Raw genomic sequence first — 22,563 nt, forward strand, 5'->3', positions numbered from 1 at the left:
GGAGTTTCCATATGATTTTCAGGTTAGAGTTGAGAGCCGCTATTTTCTGTTGATTGCTTATGTTGTATGTCTTGCTTATTTGTGGGTTTTTTACTTGCTTTATTGTTCTTGCTGTCTGATGGATACTCCACCCTACATTGTCCGCGTCCACTATCTGCAAGTGTTATTTTATCTAAGTCATCCATTACTCTGATAGGGCCCGTGTAATAGTTGCTCATGCCGGCAATAAATTCCTTTTTATCGGCTTCCGTTACCGGGGGTGGAATAAGATGAGTCAAAGCTACAGATTTTACTCCAGCTTTAGTTGCCATTTTGGCAATATCTAGGGTGTTAGAGTGATAATGAATGATTTGATCCGCTTTTTCATAGCGAAGTCGTGCCCTGCGATTGTTCCCCGTTTGCTTGAGTTTACTAATGTATTGAGCATAGCTGAGGGCTTCAGAAATTAATAAATCCGCGTCACGTTCAATATTTTCCAGGCCATCGAATACATGGGTATCTCCGGTGATAATGACTTTACAAGGACCGAAACGTATCTCATAGCCAAATGCTGGAAATACGGGTTCATGATGTACGGCAAAGACAGAAACCGTAGTGTTTCCATGGTGCCAGACTTCCTGAATAACTTCCGATTGATCTCCGGCAATATTTATTAGGTGTGGAGTGGCAACAGCTAAAACGGGATCGAGTATCCCTTGTCTATTTGCTGATCTAAAGAGAATATCGGGTCCAAAACTCTTCCTGATCCCCTCCATAATGTTGAAAATACCATAGGGCCCATAAACGTTGATCGGTTTGCTGGCGCCTACAAACCAGGATTCATTAATCACCATTGCCAGACCCCCAAAATGATCGGAGTGCCAGTGAGTAATAAATATAGGGTCCACTTGAGCCAAGTTAAGATCCAGCTGGCCGATACGCGCTGTCGTACCTTCACCCGCATCAACTAGGAATAATTTTCCACTACTGCGTATTGCTACACAGGCAGGGTGGCGCAGCCATTGATAGGCCGGGTCCGGGGTTCCGGTGCCACAGAAGTAAATATGCATCTTGCCATCGTCTTCCACATAGGGAGGATAGTGACGAAGGGATTCAGGTTGTTTGGCTGTCGAATGAGAAGACAGAATTGAGAAGAGTAGAATGGCCAGGAAAAGTTTGGCGAAAACTTTCAGCATTTTTTTGCCAATCGTTGATCTTGGAGATAAACCAAGAGTAAGCCCGGATCTATAAAACTTCCATTTTGTTAATTCCTAGACTTCAGATCTTATCTTTTTAAGTTCTTTTAATTACCGAGGTATAAAACCAATCTTTGCTTTGCTTACATTTGCTTAAATAAGTGCATATAGCGTCTGCTGACAGGCAAAACTTCCTGGCAATATTTTAAATGTATTTGAGCTGTATCTCCGTCTCGGATGACATGTTGAATGGCTTTAAAGTTAACGACTACTGAGCGATGTACTTGTACGAAATGTTGTGGGTCCAGCTGGGCAGAAAGGTCTTTTAGAGGCGTTTTAATCAGTGCTTCAGATGTCTTCCCATGTGATTCACTCCAGGCTATTAGCGTATATTTTTCATCGGAACGTAAATAGTGGATATCCTCTACCGCGATTAAACGCAGGGTGTTTCCAATGGAGGCTTTAATCCAGCGCAAATAAATGCTTGGTTGCGTCTTTTGAAACTGCTCGGTAATTTGTTCCAACGACTGAAGGCTGTTTTTTACTGAGCTTGTCATTTGCAGGCGTTCTTGCAGACGAGACACGGTGTTGGCTAGTCGGTCGCTTTCCACAGGCTTAACCAGATAATCCAGGGCTCCTTGCTGGAAGGCCCTCACGGCATATTGATCGTAGGCGGTAATAAAGACCAAATGGGCGCGGCGGCCAATTTCCTGTGCTGCCTCAACGCCGGAAATACCCGGCATTTGGATATCGAGAAAGCAAATATCCGGCTGGTGGAGTTCAAATAACTCTATGGCTTCCCGGCCATTGCGCGCCTCCGCCACAACTTCCAATTCGGGCCATTGGGCGGCAAGTTTGCGAATAAGGGCTTGACGCAGTAGGGGCTCATCATCGGCGACCAGGGCGGTAGCAGTGCACAGAGTCATAAGTGTTGTTTCCTGGCGATAGGGTAGTGGATTTCTGCAAGCATTCCCCGAGGTTGTAGAGCCGATAATTCCAGCGAAGCCGTTTCCCCAAAAGTAAGGCGTAAACGTTCTCGCAATGTTGAAAGTCCTGTTCCTATTCCGCTGGTTTTACCTTGCATGCCCACCCCGGTATCTTGAACTTTTACCCTGCACATGCCTTTATGTAGGAGTACACGTATTTTTATTTCACCGCCGCTTTCGCTGGGATCTATGCCGTGGCGAACGGCATTTTCAACAAGGGTCAATAATGCCAAAGAAGGGCAGGGGACTGAGTGAACCTCTTCATCGGCATTGATAGAAAAATGCAGGCGATCGGGCATGCGCATTTCCATCAGGGACAGGTAAGCTTTGACCAGGGACAGTTCTTGGCCAAGAGTGCTCTGGCTTGAATCTAACTGTGGAATGGTTGCACGCAGATAGGTGATCAGGCTGTCCAGTAGTGCTGGTGCCTGTGGAGAGGCGGAATCCACCAGCTCACGCACATTGGCGAGCGTATTAAAAAGGAAGTGTGGCGTTACCTGGGACTGTAACAATCGCAAGCGACTATCCAGTGCCTGCCGCTCCAGTGCGCCCCGCGCACGTTCAAATTGTCTGGCCTGCTCGCGTACTATTTCATCTCGCTGGCGCAATAGGGCGGACATGGCGATCCAGGGGGCAAACAATACACCGGTTACCATAATGGCAAGAAAGCCCAGGTGCTGGTCGTGGTTTTGCCAAAATGAGGGTCCACCTTCTTCTGCTGTGCCCATGTAGACGGTCAGTAAGGCCAAGGGTATGGATAGAGCTACCCCAACAACTTGAAGGGCCCAGCGCGGTAATGATTGCGGTAACTTTTGGGGCCAATGTTCCAACAGTCTGTAAGACAGCAGCGCGGCCAGTGCGGAACTGCTGGTGCGCACCAGCAGTTCTGGATAAGTACCTTTCCAGTAAAGTCCTAGGAGCAGGGTCCAAGCCAGTATGGCGATTAGCACCGTAAGTAACTGCTGCCGGCCAAGCGGCAACTTATCGATTGAAAGTCGAGGGGGTTGGTGCATGGCGGTACTTAATCCTTATCCGTAGCCGCCATTTTCACACACTGGGCTGGCGAAGCTTATCCTTAAAGTGAGGCCTTGCCCTGCAAATGGAGTTTGCGTCTTTGCGCCAGGGCATCCATTGAGTAGAGCGCTAGACCCATCCATACAAACATAAAGGTAGTGAGTTTGCCCTCGCTAAATGGCTCACCAAGCATTTGGGTGGCGACCACCAGCATTAGTGAGGGCCCGATGTACTGCAGGAATCCCACCGTGGATAAGTTCAGCCTGCGCGCAGCAATAGTGAATAACAGCAGTGGCACTAGTGTGACGGGGCCGGCCAGCACCAACAGACTGTTTAGTTCCCAGCCGTTATTCAATAAGTTACTGGTGGGGCTGGCGCTCCAAAGCAGGTAGATCAAGGCTACCGGCAACATATACAGGGTCTCTATGGCCAGTCCGGTAAGGCTTTCCACCGGCGCACGTTTGCGCGCAAGCCCATAGAGGGCGAAAGACCCAGCCAGGAATAGGGCGATGACCGGCACACGGCCGAACTGCCAGAGTTCGTGGACAATACCCATGGCGGCAAGCGCCACCGCCAACCATTGTAGGCGCCGCAATTTTTCCCCTAGGAATAAAACCCCCAGGACAATATTGATTAATGGGTTGATGTAGTAGCCGAGACTACTTTCCAGCAGGTGGCCATTGTTAATAGCCCAAATAAATACCAGCCAGTTACCGCCAATCAGTGCGGTAGTAAGGGCCAACACCCGCATTTTCTTGTGGTCGCGCAGAGTACGGATAAGATCGGGCAATTTCCCCAGCAGTAACATAATCAGCAGCGCCAGCGCGAAGGACCAGATACTGCGGTGGGCGAGGATCTCAGCTGCGGGAATGCCTTGTAGCTGATTAAAGTAAATTGGGGCCAGCCCCCAAATAAGGAAGGCGGCAACGCCGGCGAGAAAGCCGGTAGTGGCGGTATCGTTGTTGCGCAAGGGAACACCTGCTATGGAAAATGCGATGTTGGCTTGGGCCCGGTCATGCGAGAGGGTGCGTGTGGGACTGAACCAACAGAATAGGAGCTGCTATTGTAGAAGTGAGCGCCATGGTGGATCAATCCTTTTATCGATCAGCTGAGGGCGCAGAAAGACGGGTGGCAGAGGAGTTGCACACCCGTCCATAGAGGGCTTTCTAGGGAGCTAGAACAACACGCGGCAGCGCAGGGTGCCGGGGATATTCTTCAGTTTTTCCAGCGCTAGGTCCGAGTAAGCCGCATCCACATCAATCACCACATAACCCACTGTCTCGTTAGTCTGCAGGTACTGGGCAGAGATGTTGATGGCATTATCTGAGAACACCTGGTTAATGGCACTTAATACACCGGGGACATTTTTGTGGATATGCAGCAGGCGATGGGTACCGGCGTGTCCTGGCAGTGCCACCTCGGGGAAATTCACAGAGCTGGTGGTGGTACCGTTATCGGAGTAGTGCGCCAGTTTTTCCGCCACCTCGGTGCCGATATTTTCCTGGGCCTCCATGGTGGAACCGCCCACGTGGGGAGTCAGCAGGGCGTTGTCGATGCCGCGCAGTGGGGAGAGAAATTCATCGTCATTGCCGCGTGGCTCTACCGGGAATACATCGATAGCGGCACCGGCCAGGTGCTTACTATTGAGGGCTTCTGCCAGGGCTTCAATATTTACCACGGTGCCACGGGAGGCGTTTAGCAGTATGGCGCCGGGCTTCATTTGTGCGATTTCTTCGGCACCCATCATCATTTTGGTAGAGGGCAGCTCGGGTACATGCAAGGAAACGACATCGGACTCGCGCAGTAACTCCTGCAAAGAGCCTACCTGGCTGGCGTTGCCCAACGGCAGCTTGGTGATGACATCATAAAATTTCACCCGCATACCGATGGCCTCAGCCATGACTGATACCTGCGAGCCAATAGCACCGTAACCGATAATCCCCAGGGTTTTACCGCGGGCTTCGAAGGAGCCCACTGCGGATTTGAGCCAGCCACCGCGATGGCACACGGCATTTTTCTCTGGGATACCGCGCAGCATGAAGATGGTCTCGGCGATAATCAGCTCCGCCACGCTGCGGGTATTGGAATAAGGCGCGTTAAATACGGCAACCCCGAGCTCAGTGGCCGCTTGCAGGTCCACTTGGTTGGTTCCGATACAGAAACAGCCAACGGCAACCAGTTTCGGGGCATTTTCTAGCACCTTGCGGGTCAGCTGGGTGCGGGAGCGAATACCGATAAAATGGGCATCCGCGATCTTCTCGATCAACTGATCTTCGGGCAGGGAAGTTTTTAGAAACTCTATGTTGGTGTAGCCACGGGAGGCCAACAGATCAATAGCCGACTGGTGTACACCTTCCAGTAGCAGGATGCGAATCTTGTCTTTTTGTAGGGACTTTCTTTGATCGGAATTGTGCGGAGCCATAAACTATCTCTTCACTGAGTGCGGGTAACGCGATGTAAAAAGTGCTTTGCCACTTCTAAGAGGTGCCGAAGTCAGGCGAAGGCGCGATCATAGCACATGCTGGTTATGTCGCTTTATTCGAAATTCCTATCCTAACTATCTTATTTATTTATGTACCAACACCAATTTACCTGTGGCAGTGAAGTTCCTTACAAGCTGGGCAAGATTATCTGTGTGGGGCGCAACTATGCCGACCACGCCGCCGAGTTGAATAATCCGGTACCTGAGGAGCCGTTGCTGTTTATCAAACCGGCTACTGCGGCAGTAGAAATGGCCAAACCTATTCACCTGCCCACGGGACGTGGCAGCTGTCACTTCGAGGGTGAGTTGGCACTGCTGATCGGTAAGAAATTGACCGACGCCAATGCGACAGAAGTTCCCCCGGCAATTGCTGGGCTGGGTCTCTCGCTGGATCTCACTTTGCGTGATTTACAGGCACAACTGAAGCAAGCCGGGCACCCCTGGGAAAAGGCTAAGGGCTTTGATAATTCCTGCCCCCTTTCTTCTTTCGTCAAATTGGACTGGTTGCCGGATTGGGACAAGCTCAGTTATTCGCTGTGGCTAAACGGCGAGCAACGCCAGTGTGGTAAAACTGAATATATGCTCACCCCGATACTCGATTTGGTGGCCTATATCAGCAGTTACTTTACTCTTGAACCCGGCGACGTGGTGTTGACTGGCACCCCAGCGGGCGTCGGTGAGCTGCATCACGGCGACAAGCTGATGATGCAGTTACAGGATGATTGGTTACAGGTGGAGACTGAGGTCGTGTAATTCTACTTAGGGGCCTGCCTCTTGGGGCCCCTTAATGTACTTGCCAAGCCACAATAAGCCGGATGCCAGCAACCCCTTTGATTTGTGATCACATTTTCGATATAACCTGAAAAAACTAATAGTCTCAGACGAGGTGTGCCATGAAAGAAGAAAATAATATCCCGCAAAACCTGCAGGAGTGGCAGGCTCTGGCGGCCTCACTCAAGATTGAAGGCCGAGCCTTTATCAATGGCGAGTATGTAGATGCTCTATCTGGGGAAACTCGTGCCACCTATAACCCCGCCAATGGTGAAGAGTTGGCGCAGATCGCCAGCTGCGGTCCACAGGATGCCGATCTGGCAGTCAATGTGGCACGCGAGACTTTTGAGTCCGGTGTCTGGTCGAAAATGCCGCCGATGCAGCGCAAAAAAATTCTGGTGCGATTTGCCGAACTGATCGAAGAACACTTAGTGGAAATTGCCCTGTTGGAGAGCCTGGATGCGGGTAAGCCCATCGGCGATACCATGGCCGTGGATGTTCCCGGGGCAGCCACCACTATTCGTTGGAGTGGTGAGGCCATCGACAAGATCTACGATGAAGTTGCTCCTACAGGCCCAGGTGAGCTTGGTCTGGTAACCCGCATGCCGCTGGGGGTGGTGGCGGCAATCGTGCCCTGGAATTTCCCATTGTCCACCACCGCCTGGAAGTTGGGGCCGGCGTTGGCCACTGGCAATAGTGTGATTCTGAAGCCGGCCTCCAATACCCCGCTGACAGCGATTAAATTGGCTGGTTTGGCCAAGAAAGCAGGCCTGCCCGATGGCGTACTGAATGTATTACCGGGACCAGGTAGTAGCTTGGGTAAGGCGCTGGGCCTGCATATGGATATCGACTGCCTCACCTTCACCGGTTCCACCGAAGTGGGCAAGACCCTCACTGAGTATTCCGGTCAGTCAAACTTGAAGCGTACTTTCCTGGAGTTGGGTGGAAAGAGCCCGAATATTGTCTTTGCTGATGCCGACTTGGATAAGGCCGCTGATGCAGCAGCACTGGCCATTTTCTATAACCAGGGGGAAACTTGTACTGCGGGTTCACGCCTGCTGGTAGAAAAGAGCATCGCCGATGAGTTTATTCAAAAGGTAAGCAAGGCTGCTGAGCGCTTTAAGCCCGGCCACCCACAAGATCCCAATACCGCAATGGGTGCGCTGATCGATCGCAGTCAGTTCGATACGGTTGAATTCTACGTGGCCAAGGGCCTGGAGCAGGGCGCGCAGCTGGTATGTGGTGGTCAGCCGGTGGATGAGGTGGCCGGTGGCTACTATTACGAGCCGACCGTATTTCGCAATGTGACTGGCGAAATGACCATCGCCCGCGAAGAGATTTTCGGCCCGGTACTGTCGGTGATCGAGTTTGAAACAGAGGAGGAGGCGCTCGCCATAGCCAATGATTCCATCTACGGGCTGGCGGCAGGTATCTGGACCAACAACTTGGGCCGCGCCCATCGTATGGCCCGCGATATCTATGCGGGCTCTGTGTGGGTCAATAACTACTTTGGCGGGGATATCACTGTCCCATTTGGTGGCTTCAAACAGTCGGGCAACGGCCGGGATAAGTCCCTGCACGCCTTGGATAAGTACTGTGAATTAAAATCCACTTGGATAGATCTCAGCTAGATTCACTCTTCCTGCATCTTAGTAGCATAAATTTACAAAAGGGCCACAAATAGTGGCCCTTTCTTTGCCTCGCTAGTTTATTTATCACCCCTTTTATTTTCCTGTCACCTAGCTATTCAATCTGGCGTGAATTATTTAGTCAGCTATACCTAAGTTATCGCCTTTTAAAAATGCCTTCGGCGACATGGCCCATAAACTGGGCTGGAGTCCGTGGAAAAACCAGCTTGAGGAGAATTGGCTTGAGAAAAATCTGCCTGTTTGTCGTTATCCTGGCTGTCAGCGGAATAACACCTCTACGGGCAGCGGAGGCCCCCAGGTTTGGAGAGATTGCGGGGCTAGTCAGTGTGGAGCGAATATATGCCCAGGCAATGCGCACCACACAGGTCCACAGTTTGATTGGCAATTGGATGGAAGTATTTGTCCGGCATGGCGATGCGGTGGAAAAGGGGCAACTTTTGGCGGTTTACAAAAGTACTAGGGGGAGGGCTGTGTTGGAATATATTGCCAGTCGTTCCGGGCGGGTACTTATTAATAGCCGGGCAGCACTGAATACCGTAGAAAGTGTTCTGGAAATCATCACGGTACCCCATGAAGAATATTGTCGACATGTAGATTGCACAGCTGCAACAGAGGAATAGAGCTTATCTATCGGGTTCATCTACTGGTTGTGAGTATTCTGGGGGTTCTGGAACAGGGCCTCTTACCTCATGAAACTCATTTATACCCATGAAAACCGCCTCCTGGTGGAGCTGGTTAAAAGTCGCCTGGAAGTTGCCGGTATAGCGGTCAAACTGAAAAATGAATTTGCCCAGGGTGCATCTGGAGAGCTGGCCCCGAACCAAGCTTGGGCGGAACTTTGGTTGGAGCGAGACCGAGATTATGAGCGGGCCTGTCAGCTATTACAGGATGCCGAAGCTGAACAGAGAGGCTGGACCTGCCCCAGCTGTGGTGAAGAGAACGGGGCGGCCTTTGACTATTGTTGGCAATGCGGAAAATCACGGCCGGTAGCCTGTGAAGAATAGCTATTTTCATGTGTCCAAATTGTATTCCTTCAAGCAGAAGTAATGTTCTTAGCCTGATAAAAATAAAGCATTAATTTTTGGCGCAACGACTTCTAAGTGTTTATTTAGAGTGTGTATTGAAAGCTAACTTATCCTGTGTAGAAAACGTCAGTTAAGGGTGACCTATGAGCGATCAACCTCACGGTGTTTCTATCGGTTTGGAGCAACAAGGCAATCACTTCTTTTTGACTCTGCGAGCTCGCGGAAAACTGACGCATGAGGATTACCAGACCATGGTACCCATGCTCAACTCGGCTATTGCCGGTGTAGAAAACCCCAAGATTGATTGTCTAATGGATGCCAAGGAGTTACAGGGTTGGGAGCCGCGCGCTGCTTGGGACGATTTAAAGTTAGGGTTATCTCATGGCCGTGAGTTTAATCGGATTGCGGTAATCTCTGAGAAGCGCTGGATGAAAATAGCTAGTAAAGTGGGGAGCTGGTTTATCAGCGGTGAGTATAAGGTATTTGATTCTGAAGATAAGGCCATGATCTGGTTGCGTCAAGGCGAATAGAGTAGCTTAATATGGCCTACTCCCTGACACTCTCTTCTGAACACTGAGTTAGTAGAGAAGTCAGGTGACTACAAAAGATAAAGTTTGGTGCTGACTGTGCCATATTGGCCTCCCCTAGTTACGGGAAGAGCATTTCAGAATAATTAATGGATAAGGAATTTTTATGTTCGAGTGGATAGCCAGCCCGGAAGCCTGGGTTGCTCTGGCTACATTGGCAGCGCTGGAAATAGTTCTCGGTATCGATAATATTATTTTTATTTCTATTCTCGTTGGACGCCTTCCGCCCCATCAGCGCGAACCGGCTCGTTTTATTGGCCTGACCCTCGCTATGGTAATGCGCCTAGCATTATTGTTTTCCATCGTCTGGATTATGGGGCTGGTAGAGCCACTGTTTAGTATTTTTTCAATGGAGATATCCGGCCGAGATATTATTTTAGTGGGAGGCGGCTTGTTCCTGATCGCTAAAGCCACACATGAAATACACAATAGCTTGGAGGGTGCTGAGACTGATTCGGCCTCACTGGGGACCGCCGGTTTTGGCATGGTGCTCCTGCAAATTGCCATTCTCGACATCGTATTTTCACTCGATTCTGTGATTACTGCCGTAGGTCTGGTAGATGAAATCTCCATTATGGCTGTCGCCATTGTCCTAGCAGTAATGGTTATGCTGGTAGCCGCTAAACCAATAGGTGACTTCGTCGATCGCCATCCAACGGTTAAAATTCTCGCGCTGGCATTTTTGATTATGGTTGGACTTACCCTGGTGGTAGAGGGCTTTGATGTGCATGTACCCAAGGGGTATATCTATTTTGCCATGGCATTCTCGATGGCAGTGGAGATGCTTAATTTGCGCCTACGTAGTAAGAAAGAGCGCAAAACAAAGCCGGTGCGGTTACATCATGCATTACGTGAGAATGATAACTAGTATATAGAGCTAGTCTTAATTGGGCGAATGGTGAATCAGCACTTCGCCCAATTTAAAGTTGCTAATATAGTGTAAAACTTAGTAATTACTTCTTTTGTTTTTCAGTATTAGGTAGGTTAATCCTAGTGCTAGAGTCGCAGCTGCCAGCCCGATTAATTCTCCCGCACTGACTTTATCCAGATCCAGAATTATAAACTTACGCGCAAGCGCCAGTATAGCAATTAAGACTACAACGGTAGTTTGAATAATACTCTGCTGCTTGGTTACCACATATTGCAGGGTGTGGCTGAACTCCAGTGCAATCAGTAAGGTAATAATCTCACCGAAAATAGTCTGGAATACTTTGTGATCAAGAGGATCTTTCATGCCGATCAATAGCATGGAGTATACAGAATAGGCAAGACGACTAATGGCGATAATAACAATTACAATAATGATAAAGGTGAGAAGTAGTGCAATAAAGCTTTCGAATTTACGGTAATAATTCTGGATGGCACTTTCTGGCTTGGCGGTCTCTTTATCTGAATTACTCATAGTTAATTGCCTGTGAAAGTAGGCTAGGCATATTAAGCATTTAGAATTTCTTAATGAGGCTATTCATAAAATATATTTACTCCATACCTGTTATGACTTCATTTTTCATCAATGAAATAACTTTAGTACTCATTGGCATTAATCTGTGTAAGATAACCGGAACCTCATAAGATACACCAATTCCCAGCTGGGCACTGCTGTGTGGCATTATGGTGATGTCGTATTTAGTCCAAATTGAGACAGGTTGGGTTTGTTCCAAGAGGTGTATTGACTTGTTTAAAGATTTTAAGAAGTCACTACCCACGCGTAGCTGTTTCCCTCCTTTATATGGCAGAAAATTTGCCCAATAGCTACCATGGTGTGGAGAGGCAATAGAGATAAATTTATGCACCTTATCAATACCGCTCATGGCTTGTAGGTAATAGCGCGCGACAATTCCCCCCATGCTAAATCCTATCAACGTACAAGTCTCCTCTCCCTTAAGTATATTCTCCATCTTTGCCATTAATTGAGCGGATAAATGCTCCATACCGTGCCAACCTGAGTTGTAACGCAAGTGAATGTAATGTGTGTTATAGCCTGCTTCAGAAAGTATACGTTGCATTTTTAACAGAGAGGTACCCCGGTCAAAAATCCCGGGGACTAATAGAACAGTATGGCTTTTGCGGCTCATGCGTGACAGGTATTCAGTTGTTTAGAGTTGGTATGTTTGGGGTAACGCGATTAACTTATTAGTTTCTCGACTGAAGAGTGTAGTTTGCAAGTCAAAGGCGTGGGAATTTGCTTGGTGACACTAATAATGTATTTATAAGTTATGTTGGCATGTAGAGAATCATTTGGTGTCGATAATGTTACTGTTGTGGATTTTTCCGAATGCTGCTTATTTTTTGCTGAGGCAGTAGTCTTTTATTTTATTTGTTGTGAGTGATCGGAGTGAAATATGAAGATGCCTTCAAATCGTTCTAAGAATTCAGATTGGCCTGAACTTCACTTTCAAGATTGGTCAGACACTGTGGCCACATTACATCTGTGGACACAGATCATTGGTAAGATTCGCTTGGTTCAGACACCTTGGACAAATCACTCCTGGCATGTGCCTTTTTATATATCAGCAAGGGGATTGAATACCTCTCTGATCCCCTATGATGGAAGAGCTTTTTCTATTGAATTTGATCTTCTTGAGCATCAACTTTCAATATTGGTCAGTGATGGTGGCAGGCGTATCATACCGTTAACGCCAATGTGCGTTGCCGATTTCTATATGGCGGTTATAAATGTAATGAGGGATCTTGGTCTTTCAGTTGAAATCTATACCACACCTAGTGAGATTGCCAATGGTATCCCCTTTGAAGAGGATAGGAATCATTGTCATTATGACTCAAGGTTTGCAACCCGTTTTTGGCAGGCGCTAGTGCAAATAGATAGAGTTTTTAAAGAGTTTCGTTCCCGTTTTATAGGGAAATGCAGTCCTGTGCATTTTTTCTGGGGAAGTTTTGATTTAGCGGTTACACGTTTCTCTGGCAGAGAGGCACCTCTGCATCCTGGAGGCGTTCCAAATTTCCCTGACTGGGCTGCTCAAGAGGCATACTCTCATGAAGTCAGTAGTGCTGGGTTTTGGCCCGGCGGAGGAGGTTATAAAGATGCTGCATTTTATTCTTATACGTATCCTGCATCTGATAAATTTTCGGGTCAAGAGGTTAGTCCGGATTCTGCGTTTTATTCAAAGGAGCTGTCTGAATTTATCCTTCCTTATGATGAGGTGAGGAAGTCTACTGCACCAGATGAAACATTATTGGCTTTTCTGCAGAGTACCTATGAAGCTGCAGCGAGCACTGGAGGGTGGGACAGGAGTGCTCTAGAGAAAGAATTTATTCCAAAAGCTAGATAGAAATATTGATAGCAAAATCATAGGTATGATTATTAAGGTGGATGTAATCTTGTTTTTGTATGGTAATTCCTGAGCTGAAAATAAACTATCTTACACGTAGTTAGGGAGGGAAAACTAAAGTTAAAATTTCTTGTGTGTCTATTTTTTGCTAAGCTTGGATATCACACTATATGTAGTGTGATATCCAAGGGTATGGATTGGAATGAGTATTACTCTCAATTGTTAGTGATAAATAAGCTGGGTAGGAATTCTAGAGGTAATCATTAATATCCCAGGCCTCGCGCTGAAGATCAGTGGCCAGAAGTGTTTTCATAAGTGCGGTATGACCTGAACCCGCAATTGCGATAACCTTGGTTCCTGGTTGAGCCTTAGCTTGGATGTTGGCATACATGCGAAAATTCCTATGCCACCAACTGACTGACGCATCTGCTCCTGAGAAACCTTCACCAGAATCAATATCATTTACCATAAGGTATAAATTCATATTTTTTCTGTCTCTCTCAAGAGAGTTATCAATTTGGAGCAACTGTCGTAAGGGGAGTGTTTTGTGCTGCTTACTAGCTAAAGTTCCAAAATCTGCTATTTGGGCATCAAACATTTTTTTTCTTACAGGCGCATTGGTACTCATATAGCTCATGAGTTTTTCCCCATTCCAGTGCACTTGATTTTCATCATAGCAAATAACACCATTCAGTTTCGCTTTGGCTGCAATGCGAAAACCCAGCTGTTGGTGCTCATTAACTTCGAGTTTATGTTTTCCACTCAGGTAAGATTGAAACTTTCTATCAATCTTTTCCTGTTTACTTGGGTCACACTCTAGCATCACATGGGTGGGGGATTCACCGGCTAGTTTCTCGGTTAATTGCTCCAAATAGGCTTGATTTTCTCGCGTTAGCACATCGATAACATTTAACTTTACTGTATCCCGGCCAGGGTTTGCAAAATGAAAGGTACCGAATAACATTACCTGGGCCTGCGGTACTTCAGGGCTGGATGATACTTCTTTTTCTGCAGCCCAACTTGAGCAAGAAGCCAGGGCTATGATACTGCTCAAGAGCTTTATAAGATTTCTCATTGTTCCCCTAATTCTCCATTTATTATTTCTAATATTTTTTATAAGTATTCATTAACATCCCAAGCCCGGCGACTTTTATCAACCTCTAGAAGGGTCTTTAGGATAGCAGTATGACCTGAGCCACCGATAGCAATTACTTTAGTTCCCGGCTGGGCTTTGGCCTGTATATTAGCGTACATCCGGAAATTACGGTGCCACCAGCTGGCTGCTGCATCGGCTCCAATAAAACCTTTACCCGCACCTATATCATTTCTTGATATATATAAATTCATATTATCATGTTCCTCTGTGGGAGCATTGTTAAATTTAAGTAGCTGGCTTAAAGATAAAGTACTATGTCTGTGAGACGTATCCTTGCCGATTTTCTCTATAAGTTTGTCATGAATTCTTTTTCTCTCCGGTGTTTCTTTAGCCATATAATTTCTTAGTTCAGCACCTTTCCAATGAACATTTCTTTCGTCATAACAAAGTACTTTATCCAGTCCCGCCTTTGCCGCTATACGAAACCCCAGCTGCTGATTCTCATTCACACTGAGATCGTGGTTGCCATTTTTATAGGAAGTGAATTTACGATTTATTGTTTTTTGACGTGTCGGCGGGCATTCAATTAATACATGGGTGGGCCCCTCATCTGCAAGCTTGCTAGTAAGTTGCTCCAAATAGCGCTGGTTATTGGGGGTCAGTACGTTGATTACCTCTGACTTTACTGAATCCAATCCAGGATTATGAAAATGAAAAACACCAAATAGCATTACTTGGGCTGCTGGTGTGTCCTGCTCTGGCATTATGGGTTTTTCAGTGGCGTAGCCAATAGAGTTGACAGCTAAAGCAAATGTACCAGCTAAAATTAAGGTAAGTTTTCTCATTGTTATACTCCCTGTGTTCATTAAAATGAGTGACGGTTGTTATGTCACTCACGGTAAGACGCTGTAGAATCACAGGGAGATGCAGTATTAATAAATTTATTGTCTGCTATTTAAATAAAGCTATCTGGTACTAATGGCTTAAAGGTTCATTGATCACCTTGTCTCATTGAAACCACTTATCAGAAAGGCCTTATTCTTAAGTGGCTAGATGTTTCCTCTCATTCTTGAAACTATCGTCTCAGCATTTTTCATCCTTGCAGCTTGGGCTACTTCTGTCACTACAATCGTTTTTCCAATTGGTGATAAGGATATGCCTGCAAGCTTTAAGTGTTGAATGGCGAAAGGGATACCAATGATGGTTACAAAGCAGGCAATAGCATGTACCAAATGACCAATCGCCAACCAAATTCCGGCAAATAGGAACCAGATGATATTGCCGATCAAGCCAAGTCCACTGGTCCCAATATCTTCGTTTAGGGTCAGCTCCTTGCGTGAAATAGCCTCACGTCCAAAGGGAAAGAATGAGAACTTGCCCATTACAAAGCAGGCCCTACCCCAGGGAATACCGATAATGCTGACAAAGGCGATTAGTGCAAAAAACCACCAGCAGAGGCCCATAAAGACTCCGCCAAGAATAAACCATAAGAAATTGCCCAGGGTTCGCACACTTACTTCCTCGAGAGTTATTGTGGGGACTTAATGCAGTTGCTGTTCAGGTACCAGGGCTAAAACCTTGCCAGGCGGCACCTAGAAAGGCGATATCTTCCCCCTTTTGATATGCCCATACCACTCTGACGCGGTAGAGAGCTTCTATAGATGCATTAGGGCAAAACTTTGAATGAAGCACAATGGCTGGCATAGAGTGGTCAATCTCACCGGCTGGCGAAAGAGAGGTGAGCGCACTAGAAGAAAGCCCAATACTGCTAAGGATTACCGTTTATTAGCTTTTATACTTTATGGGATGAGTTCGTTGGCTGGGGCATTGACATTCAGTAGCCGCTCGCATTGACTCTTGCCAATAATTGGCAGTTGGTTATCCAAAAGTCCCATTTGTTTAAGTACAGAGGCTTGATCCCAATAGATATGTTCTGAGCTGATCCTATCGCCGTCAAAGTCAATTACTGCAACATGGGGAACAGACAATTTCCTTCCCGTGGCTTCGATACCTGGAGCGAACCAATCCATACGCAGGGAGTGTGTCAAATGCAGGATAAACTCATCGATAACTCTGTGTTTTCCTACTGTGCGAGTCAGTAGCTCCAGGCTAACATCGGCCGGCATCTGCGGTATAAAAATATCCCTATAGAAGTTCCTCAGGGGTTCCTTTCCGGTTGCACCTGTGTTTACCGGGACGTGAATTAAAACAGGGTTGTCGGTCATAGTGGCGATAGCAGCATCAGCATCCTTTAGCTCAAACTCGGCTGCTGTATGGGTTTCCCAGACCGTAACAAGTCGCTCTTCTTGCTCACTCATGTCTATAACCACTCCATATTCCAAAAGGAGATAGGTACCAATGGCAATGTGATCCACTCAATTGAGCCTTACCTTTATCGATATCTATGCGAATGTCTAGATCAAGGTTTCTCTGCCACGGGCATCCAAAAGAAAGAATAGTTGCAATATAGATTGAAAAATTGGGGATGCTGGTGTTTCTAGATGTTTATAGTGAATTCTGTTGAATATCAGCCTGGGAGATTGGTTTTATTTAGGTAAAGCTTGACTGGATATTTATGGTGAGGTAGGGGAGAGGCGCTTTACAGAACTTTTGGCTAATTTTCAAATTCAATGTAAAGCGCTGAAATCTCTTAACCGCGCCAGTAGTTATTGGCGGCAGCTACTGTCTGAAAGTTGATGGCAACTACCTGGGATGAGGCGATCAAGCTATCTGCGTTTTCCTCGTAGGAAGCTCTCAACTTGCCTCTGACCTCATCCGAAGGTTGGGTGTATTTCACTCCCATTCTGGATAGTTTCATGGCCAATTCAAACCCTTGCTGTGCATTCTCGGTAATCAAACTTTCTAACCACATGTGTGACATGAACTTCCCTCTCTTGTGTATAAAATCTGTGGTGGTTTAAATATACCGACTTAACATTAAAAATGAAGGCCTAAATTGTGATGTCCTTCAATATTGTTAAGCCAGTACATACTTACTGATATATTGATTAAATTGGATAAGATCAAAAGACCCTTTGATTTCAAATTTGACCTTTCCCACCTCGCTGAGATACACCACGATTTCACAGTCCAGGTCAAAGGTGCCAGAGCTTTCTACAGAAAACGCCTGTATTTTACTGTAGGGCAGTGATGTGTAGTCGACCTTGGAGCCGGTAATTCCCTGGACGTTGGCTGCGATAATTCTTTTGTTGGTAAAAACCACCTGATCGCGAATGGTTTTGAACCCTGCGAAGATAGATTCACCTTCAATTAAAAATTTATTGAAATCATCTCTAGCCTCTGAGATATCAATAGGCTTCAGTTTGAATATGGGTGAATTTTCAAAGTCGATCATAAAGCTTCCATGTGATTCATTCTGACACGCAGTCATTGTATATATGCTGCATTTTTATAACAGTGCAAACCTTTGGGTTTATTGCCAGTCATTAATGGCTTATAGGTCTTTCATCTGGGAAGCAGTAACCTAGACCAATTTAGGCTACTGTGGCTTTGCCGGTAGTTAGTTTTTAATTACTAAAGCCCGCAAAAATAGCTGCACAGCTGGGTGGTCTGCTGCATTCTTTTTAAAAGTTGCAGCATTCTGAATGCGGTAGTGAAAACGCTCGGCCAATAGCGGCTTCAGCTTGCCGCATGCCACATATTTTTGTGCGAGATAATCCGGTAGAAAGCCCACAAAACAGCCGGATAGAATCATCGCTAGCCTCGCGGCCATATGGTTAGCGGTGGAACGGTTGGGAAATAATCGGTAAAGGTGAGCCGCGCCAGAGAGCACGGCATGACTGGGGGCTGCCAGTTCCTGCTGGGTAAGTAATTCCTCGCTGACCTGATCCGCTTGGGCACATGGGTGTTGGGCGCCACAGTAGAGTGTGGATTGGTGGTGGAATAGCGGCTGGTATTCCAAGCCTGGTCGACGTGTGTGCAAGGGGTTAATCCCCACATCGGCGCGGCCGGCGAGTATCTCCAGCTCCAGTTCCTGGGGGGCGGCAAGTTGTACCTCCAGGTGTAGCTGGGGGGCCTGTTGGCGAAGGTGGGCAATGGTTGCCGGTAAATCCAGTTGTGGTATCTCCAGCACATCGTCTGGCATCACCAGACGCAGATTTCCGGTGAGGTGAGACTGAATGGCATTCACCTGGCTTTTAAAGGCCTCCAGATGGCCATCCAATTCGAGGATGGCCTCGAAGAGTGACTCCCCCTCAGGTGTCAGTTTGAAGTCGGCACGACCGCGGGAGCGCAGGCACAATTGCATACCCAGGCGGGCTTCCAGGTCGGAAATATGTACGCTAATGGTGGAGCGGCCGATATTGAGCGCTACCTCTGCAGGCGCCAGGCCACCGGCGCGCACCACTTCACGGAAAACGCGTAACAGGCGAAGGTCTATATCGCTGAGGCGCCCGCCCAAGGCGCTTTTTGTCTTGCCCATCTGCCGATTTATCCCGTGTTATTTGAGTTAGTTTGCCGTAGCTTAGGCACTGCCCGCGGAGTGGGGATTGGAGTGGACAAACCACTTCACCCTTAAGTTTGATAAATATAAACTTTAGTTCGAAAAATACTACTATTCTCCCTGGGCTGCTGCGGCCAGAATCGCCGCAATACCATTAATAACAGTAAATTATCAGGAGTTTTCCGGTGGAACTGGCGAATCCAAACCTGTTGAAGTCTCAGAACTATATCGATGGAGAGTGGCGGGATGCTGCGGGCACCGCAGAGGTGCGCGATCCGGCCAATGGCGAAGTACTGGGCTTAGTGGCCGATGGTTCAGCGGAGGATGCAGAGGCGGCGGTAGCAGCTGCGAGCGCCGCATTCCCGGAGTGGAGCCGCCGCACCGCCGGCGAACGTGCCGCCATCCTCAAGCGCTGGTACCAGTTGATTATGGATAACAGCGATGATTTAGCGCGTCTCCTCACTTTCGAGCAGGGCAAGCCGCTGGCGGAGGCCAAGGGGGAAATTATTTATGGCGCCTCTTTTATCGAGTGGTTTGCTGAAGAGTGTCGCCGAGCCTACGGCCAGACGATCCCTACCCACAATCCGGCGATGCGCCTGAGCACCATCCGCCAGCCGGTGGGTGTGGTGACCTGCATCACCCCCTGGAACTTCCCCAACGCCATGATTACCCGTAAGGCGGCACCGGCGCTGGCAGCCGGCTGTACTGTGGTGATCAAGCCGGCACTGGAGACTCCACTGTCCGCATTGGCGTTGTGCCAGCTAGCAGAGGAAGCGGGTCTTCCCAAGGGCACCATCAATGTGGTGACCGGCAGTGACTCACCGGGCATCGGCAAGGTACTGACCCAGGACCCGCGCGTGGCCAAATTTACCTTCACCGGCTCCACCGCCGTGGGCAAGCTGCTGATGGCGCAGTGCGCCAGCACCGTGAAGAAGATGTCCATGGAACTAGGTGGCAATGCGCCTTTTATCGTATTCGACGATGCAGATATGGAGACGGCGGTGCAGGCCTGCGTGGCGACCAAATTCCGCAACGCTGGCCAGGTGTGTGTGGCCACCAATCGCATTTATGTGCACGAGTCGGTACACGATGAGTTTGTGGAAAAGCTGCGTGCCGAAGTGGCCGCACTGAAAATCGGCCATGGCTCCGAAGAAGGTGTCAGCATGGGGCCGATGATTTATCGTCGCGCGGTGGATCGGGTACAGGACCTAGTACAGGATGCGGTAGAAGCCGGGGCGAAAATCGAGATTGGCGGTGAGCAGCTGCCCAATGGAGAAAACTATTTCGCTCCCACCCTGCTGACCGATGTCACGGATGCTATGCGGGTGGCTCAGGAGGAGAACTTTGGTCCCATCGCCGCAGTACAGAAGTTTACCGATGAAGCCGATGTGATCCGCCGTGCTAACGATACCCCTTACGGTTTGGCTGCCTATGTGATGAGCGAGAACATTCGCCGCGCGAACCGTGTGGTGGAAGCGCTGGAATACGGCATGATTGCCTGTAACACCGGGGTATTCTCCACCACCGTAGCGCCTTTTGGCGGCAACAAAGAATCCGGTATTGGCCGCGAGGGCGGTGTCGAAGGCATGGCCGAATTCTACGAAACCAAATACTGCTGCTTCGGCGCCTGATTTTTAGTTTCGAACGGCAGTGCCGTGCGCTTGTCTGAGATTGCACAAGCGCCTGAAAAAATTCGTGGGAGTCGCTGGCTCCCCAACGTAAATATTTTGAAGTTTCAGGGAACTTGCGGAGATACAGTTTATGTCTGAAATGCCAACCAACGCTTTCTGGATGCCCTTTACCCCCAACCGCACCTTTAAATCTGCCCCGCGGATTGTTGAGCGCGCCGAGGGTATCTACCTCACCGAAAAAGGTGGTCGCCAGATTATTGATGCCACCGCCGGTCTCTGGTGCAGCAATGCCGGTCACGGCCGCACAGAAATTGCCGAAGCTATTTATCACCAAGCGAAAACCCTGGATTACAGCTCCATCTTCAATTTTGGTCACGAGTTGGGCTTTGAATACTCCGAGCGCTTGGTGAAGCACACTCCCGATGGCCTGGACCATGTATTTTTCGGTAACTCCGGTTCCGAGGCCGTAGAGACCGCGCTGAAAATTGCTCTGCAATACCAGCGTGCGCGTGGCAAGGGCACTCGCACCATGTTTATCGGTCGCGAAAAGGGCTACCACGGGGTGAACTTTGGCGGTATTTCCGTGGGCGGTATCGCTCCCAATTACCAGGGCTTTGGTCAGCCGGTGAAAGCGAACCATATGCGTCACACTCTGGATATTGAGCGCAACGCCTTTAGTCGCGGTTTGCCGGAGCATGGTATAGAGCTGGCGGAAGACCTGGAACGCCTAGTGGCTTTCCACGGTGCCGATCAAATTGCTGCGGTCATTGTCGAGCCGTTTGCCGGTGCTGGTGGTGTAGTACTGCCACCCAAAGGTTACCTGAAGCGCCTGCGCGAGATCTGTGACAAGCACGATCTGCTGCTGATTTTCGATGAGGTGATTTCCGGTTGGGGCCGCACCGGTTCCGCTTTCGCTTCTATCGAGTTCGATGTGACTCCAGATATGATCACCTCCGCGAAAGGTATTACCAATGCGGCGGTGCCTTTGAGTGCGGTGTTTGTAAAAGACGAAATTCATAACACTGTTATGAATGCAGCCGCCGAAGGTATGGTGGAATTTTTCCACGGTTACACCTATTCCGCACATCCAGTGGCCTGCGCTGCGGGTATGGCGACTCTGGATATTTACGAGCGCGAAGGTCTGCTCACGCGCGCGTCTGGTGAAATCGGGCAGCACTGGGAAAATGCCCTGCACAGCCTGGCGGATATGGACAATGTGATCGATGTGCGTAACTACGGCCTGGTTGGTGCTATCGAGCTACGTGCCCCTGAAAACCTCAAAGGTAAGTTCGGAGGCAAGGCTTCCCTTATGGCCTGGGAATCTGGGGTAATGGCGCGTGGTATCGGCGATGCTCTGTGTATGTCCCCACCGCTGATTATCGAAAAACACGAGATCGATGCGATTGTGGATAAACTGCGCGGTGTGATCGGCGAGTTGGCCTGACCCATACCCTCCGCCGGCAGCCTTAGGGCTGCCGGTTGTCTCCTTATCTGAATCCTTTTTTCTCCCGCTAAAACCCATCCATGCTAAGCACCCGCCCTCTAACTATTCGCTTGCCTGATTTTTACGTTCACAAGATTTCTGCGCCTATTTGTCGTTAAGGGCTACACTGAAATTAGCGGCCTGCGGCGCGATCATAGTCTTTGCAGAGTCGACTATTTGGTCGCGGCCGTGGGCCGCCGCTCCCTTATTTTTGCTGGTTCCAGGGAAAATATGTTCGGCTCTGCAAGGCTTCACAGCCTGGCGCTTCACTCAATGCTGATCTGTAACCCGGGGACTGCTTATGTCCACTGATACTTCTCCTATCCCCGCCGGCCCCATATTGAAGGTGCTCTCCGCCAACTGGTGGTTACTGCTGTTGCGCGGTGTTATCGCGGTAATCTTTGGTGTGCTGACATTTATCTGGCCGGGGTTGTCACTACTTACCCTGGTTTTGCTCTTTGGTATCTATGCCCTGCTCGATGGTATTTTTTCTTTGGTGGCGGCAGTTATGGGGCGGCATGCGAGCACTCCTCTTTGGTGGCTGATTGTGTCTGGCCTGATCAGCCTGGCTGCGGGTATTGTGACTTTTATGTTTCCCCAGGTAACCGCTTTGGTACTGGTGATTTTTATCGGTGCCTGGGCATTGGTGCGGGGAATATTTGAAATTGTTGGAGCGATCCGACTGCGCAAGGAAATCGACAACGAGTGGCTGTTGATTGCGATCGGTGTGCTCTCGGTAATTTTTGGTCTGGCAATATTGGTCAGCCCTGGAGCCGGAGCCCTGGCACTGGTATGGGTGATCGGGGCCTATGCCATTATCTTTGGTCTGCCCATGATCTGGCTGGCATTCCGCCTGCGCAAGCACAACAAAATCGAGAGCTGAAAAAAACTATCGAAGGGTACCGGTGCAAT

General features: G+C 48.6%; 24 protein-coding genes. 10 read left to right on the forward strand and 14 right to left on the reverse strand.

Features of this window, described 5'->3' with window-relative positions; translation table 11 throughout:
* Nucleotides 1–23 precede the first annotated feature (23 nt).
* The 5 genes from ACJJIT_RS00510 to serA form a co-directional block, all read right to left on the reverse strand.
* Entirely contained in the window at nt 24–1,175 is a 1,152-nt protein-coding gene (locus ACJJIT_RS00510) for an MBL fold metallo-hydrolase (RefSeq protein WP_444887431.1), read from the reverse strand.
* Nucleotides 1,176–1,318: 143 nt separating this feature from the next.
* Nucleotides 1,319–2,101: a LytR/AlgR family response regulator transcription factor gene (locus tag ACJJIT_RS00515; protein ID WP_444899610.1), complete on the reverse strand. Its 783-nt coding sequence runs from the start codon at nt 2,099–2,101 to the stop codon at nt 1,319–1,321.
* Nucleotides 2,098–3,174 carry a sensor histidine kinase gene (locus ACJJIT_RS00520; RefSeq protein ID WP_444899611.1) on the reverse strand — a complete coding sequence of 359 codons (1,077 nt, stop codon included), beginning with the start codon at nt 3,172–3,174 and terminating at the stop codon, nt 2,098–2,100. The genes ACJJIT_RS00515 and ACJJIT_RS00520 overlap by 4 nt, the downstream gene beginning before the upstream one ends.
* 62 nt (nt 3,175–3,236) lie before the next feature.
* The gene (rarD, locus tag ACJJIT_RS00525) at nt 3,237–4,145 is read right to left on the reverse strand and encodes an EamA family transporter RarD (RefSeq protein ID WP_444883034.1); all 909 of its coding nucleotides are present in this window, start codon (nt 4,143–4,145) and stop codon (nt 3,237–3,239) included.
* A 204-nt stretch (nt 4,146–4,349) separates the two neighbouring features.
* Nucleotides 4,350–5,597, reverse strand: coding sequence for a phosphoglycerate dehydrogenase (gene serA, locus ACJJIT_RS00530; RefSeq protein WP_444899613.1), 1,248 nt, complete (start codon nt 5,595–5,597; stop codon nt 4,350–4,352).
* Between the two features lie 150 nt (nt 5,598–5,747).
* On the opposite strand from serA, the gene ACJJIT_RS00535 reads away from it, so the two are divergent.
* The 6 genes from ACJJIT_RS00535 (at nt 5,748) to ACJJIT_RS00560 (ending at nt 10,557) form a co-directional block, all read left to right on the forward strand.
* Nucleotides 5,748–6,410 (forward strand): fumarylacetoacetate hydrolase family protein, encoded by a 663-nt coding sequence (locus tag ACJJIT_RS00535; RefSeq protein ID WP_444887427.1) that lies wholly within the window; start codon nt 5,748–5,750, stop codon nt 6,408–6,410.
* A gap of 140 nt (nt 6,411–6,550) precedes the next feature.
* Nucleotides 6,551–8,059 carry an aldehyde dehydrogenase gene (locus ACJJIT_RS00540; protein ID WP_252083643.1) on the forward strand — a complete coding sequence of 503 codons (1,509 nt, stop codon included), beginning with the start codon at nt 6,551–6,553 and terminating at the stop codon, nt 8,057–8,059.
* 239 nt (nt 8,060–8,298) lie between these two features.
* A complete protein-coding gene (locus ACJJIT_RS00545; protein WP_252083642.1) occupies nt 8,299–8,697 on the forward strand; it encodes a hypothetical protein in 399 nt (132 codons plus the stop codon).
* Nucleotides 8,698–8,766: 69 nt separating this feature from the next.
* Entirely contained in the window at nt 8,767–9,081 is a 315-nt protein-coding gene (locus ACJJIT_RS00550; protein WP_252083641.1) for a putative signal transducing protein, read from the forward strand.
* A 164-nt stretch (nt 9,082–9,245) separates the two neighbouring features.
* The gene (locus tag ACJJIT_RS00555) at nt 9,246–9,632 is read left to right on the forward strand and encodes an STAS/SEC14 domain-containing protein (RefSeq protein ID WP_444899614.1); all 387 of its coding nucleotides are present in this window, start codon (nt 9,246–9,248) and stop codon (nt 9,630–9,632) included.
* A 163-nt stretch (nt 9,633–9,795) separates the two neighbouring features.
* Nucleotides 9,796–10,557 carry a TerC family protein gene (locus ACJJIT_RS00560; protein WP_444889182.1) on the forward strand — a complete coding sequence of 254 codons (762 nt, stop codon included), beginning with the start codon at nt 9,796–9,798 and terminating at the stop codon, nt 10,555–10,557.
* Between the two features lie 78 nt (nt 10,558–10,635).
* Here the strand turns inward: ACJJIT_RS00560 and ACJJIT_RS00565 are convergent, their stop codons facing one another.
* Complete coding sequence (locus tag ACJJIT_RS00565; protein ID WP_444883029.1) at nt 10,636–11,091, reverse strand: phosphate-starvation-inducible PsiE family protein; 456 nt, start codon at nt 11,089–11,091, stop codon at nt 10,636–10,638.
* 76 nt (nt 11,092–11,167) lie between these two features.
* A complete protein-coding gene (locus ACJJIT_RS00570; RefSeq protein ID WP_252083637.1) occupies nt 11,168–11,764 on the reverse strand; it encodes an esterase/lipase family protein in 597 nt (198 codons plus the stop codon).
* Between the two features lie 267 nt (nt 11,765–12,031).
* Between ACJJIT_RS00570 and ACJJIT_RS00575 the strand changes: the two genes are divergently transcribed.
* Complete coding sequence (locus ACJJIT_RS00575; RefSeq protein ID WP_444899615.1) at nt 12,032–12,979, forward strand: DUF5996 family protein; 948 nt, start codon at nt 12,032–12,034, stop codon at nt 12,977–12,979.
* A 250-nt stretch (nt 12,980–13,229) separates the two neighbouring features.
* Here ACJJIT_RS00575 and ACJJIT_RS00580 read toward each other — a convergent pair whose 3' ends face one another.
* The 7 genes from ACJJIT_RS00580 to ACJJIT_RS00610 all read right to left on the reverse strand — a co-directional run bounded on the left by ACJJIT_RS00580 (nt 13,230) and on the right by ACJJIT_RS00610 (nt 18,516).
* Nucleotides 13,230–14,054: a DUF5694 domain-containing protein gene (locus ACJJIT_RS00580; RefSeq protein WP_444899616.1), complete on the reverse strand. Its 825-nt coding sequence runs from the start codon at nt 14,052–14,054 to the stop codon at nt 13,230–13,232.
* A gap of 38 nt (nt 14,055–14,092) precedes the next feature.
* Complete coding sequence (locus ACJJIT_RS00585) at nt 14,093–14,920, reverse strand: DUF5694 domain-containing protein (RefSeq protein ID WP_444899617.1); 828 nt, start codon at nt 14,918–14,920, stop codon at nt 14,093–14,095.
* A gap of 204 nt (nt 14,921–15,124) precedes the next feature.
* The gene (locus tag ACJJIT_RS00590; RefSeq protein WP_252083634.1) at nt 15,125–15,586 is read right to left on the reverse strand and encodes a YccF domain-containing protein; all 462 of its coding nucleotides are present in this window, start codon (nt 15,584–15,586) and stop codon (nt 15,125–15,127) included.
* Between the two features lie 288 nt (nt 15,587–15,874).
* Nucleotides 15,875–16,393: a nuclear transport factor 2 family protein gene (locus ACJJIT_RS00595; protein ID WP_444899618.1), complete on the reverse strand. Its 519-nt coding sequence runs from the start codon at nt 16,391–16,393 to the stop codon at nt 15,875–15,877.
* Between the two features lie 332 nt (nt 16,394–16,725).
* Nucleotides 16,726–16,956, reverse strand: a complete 231-nt coding sequence (locus tag ACJJIT_RS00600; protein ID WP_152455425.1) for a hexameric tyrosine-coordinated heme protein — start codon at nt 16,954–16,956, stop codon at nt 16,726–16,728.
* Nucleotides 16,957–17,052: 96 nt separating this feature from the next.
* On the reverse strand, nt 17,053–17,430 hold the full coding sequence (locus ACJJIT_RS00605) for a PH domain-containing protein (RefSeq protein WP_444899619.1): 378 nt from the start codon (nt 17,428–17,430) through the stop codon (nt 17,053–17,055).
* 165 nt (nt 17,431–17,595) lie between these two features.
* Nucleotides 17,596–18,516, reverse strand: coding sequence for a LysR family transcriptional regulator (locus ACJJIT_RS00610; RefSeq protein WP_252083631.1), 921 nt, complete (start codon nt 18,514–18,516; stop codon nt 17,596–17,598).
* 206 nt (nt 18,517–18,722) lie between these two features.
* Here ACJJIT_RS00610 and ACJJIT_RS00615 point away from each other — a divergent pair, with 206 nt between their 5' ends.
* The 3 genes from ACJJIT_RS00615 to ACJJIT_RS00625 all read left to right on the forward strand — a co-directional run bounded on the left by ACJJIT_RS00615 (nt 18,723) and on the right by ACJJIT_RS00625 (nt 22,534).
* Nucleotides 18,723–20,168 (forward strand): NAD-dependent succinate-semialdehyde dehydrogenase, encoded by a 1,446-nt coding sequence (locus ACJJIT_RS00615; protein ID WP_444899620.1) that lies wholly within the window; start codon nt 18,723–18,725, stop codon nt 20,166–20,168.
* Between the two features lie 130 nt (nt 20,169–20,298).
* Complete coding sequence (locus ACJJIT_RS00620) at nt 20,299–21,612, forward strand: aminotransferase class III-fold pyridoxal phosphate-dependent enzyme (RefSeq protein ID WP_252083630.1); 1,314 nt, start codon at nt 20,299–20,301, stop codon at nt 21,610–21,612.
* A gap of 340 nt (nt 21,613–21,952) precedes the next feature.
* Nucleotides 21,953–22,534 (forward strand): HdeD family acid-resistance protein, encoded by a 582-nt coding sequence (locus ACJJIT_RS00625; protein ID WP_444899621.1) that lies wholly within the window; start codon nt 21,953–21,955, stop codon nt 22,532–22,534.
* Nucleotides 22,535–22,563: the final 29 nt, after the last annotated feature.

Source organism: Microbulbifer mixtoriginis (SeqCode), assembly GCF_052467515.1.